The following is a 633-nucleotide window of genomic DNA, read 5'->3' as shown; positions in this document are numbered from 1 at the left end:
AGGACCTTTTTAACGATGCTTGGCATCATCATTGGGATTGCGGCAGTGGTTTTAGTAATCGCTTTAGGGCGAGGCTCTACAGATCAGATTATTGCAGATATTCGTCAGATGGGGACAAACACCCTAACGGTCTATCCCGGCACAGGCTTTGGAGATCGACGCTCTCAAAGCGTACAATCACTGCGTCCTGCGGATGTGGAAGCGTTAAAGAAACTCCCCTTTGTGCATAGTGTTACTCCTGTAGTCTCCACTGTTGTCGAAGCTCGCTATGGTAATCAATCAGCGATTAATACCCAGATTCAGGGAGTGGGAGCACAATTTTTTGATGTGCAAGGCTATGAGGTTACAGAAGGAATTGCTTTTGATGAGGAGAGTGAAGCAGCGCTTGCGTTAGAAGCAGTCATTGATGAAAATAGTGTTAAAACCTTCTTTAATGAAGGGAAAAGCCCCATTGGCGAGGTGATCATTATAGGGCAATTACCTGTCCGTGTGATCGGCGTTGCAACATCGAAGTCTCAAGGAATGTTTAGTAGTGATACTATGACGATCTGGATTCCTTACTCTAGTGCTATGCATCGCCTAACAGGGGGAACATCTTTTAGAAATATCACTGTAAGAGTCGATGATAATGTC

General features: G+C 44.9%; 1 protein-coding gene. It reads left to right on the top strand.

Features of this window, described 5'->3' with window-relative positions; genetic code table 11:
• Nucleotides 1-15: 15 nt before the first annotated feature.
• Nucleotides 16-633 (top strand): ABC transporter permease (locus tag FK268_RS25935; protein ID WP_231707241.1); only part of this gene is annotated, 618 nt, incomplete at its 3' end.

Source organism: Tsukamurella sputi (assembly GCF_007858445.1).
GTDB classification, from domain to species: domain Bacteria; phylum Actinomycetota; class Actinomycetes; order Mycobacteriales; family Mycobacteriaceae; genus Tsukamurella; species Tsukamurella sputi.
Note: the sequence above shows the minus strand (reverse complement) of the source record. Positions and strands in the feature narration are given on the sequence as shown.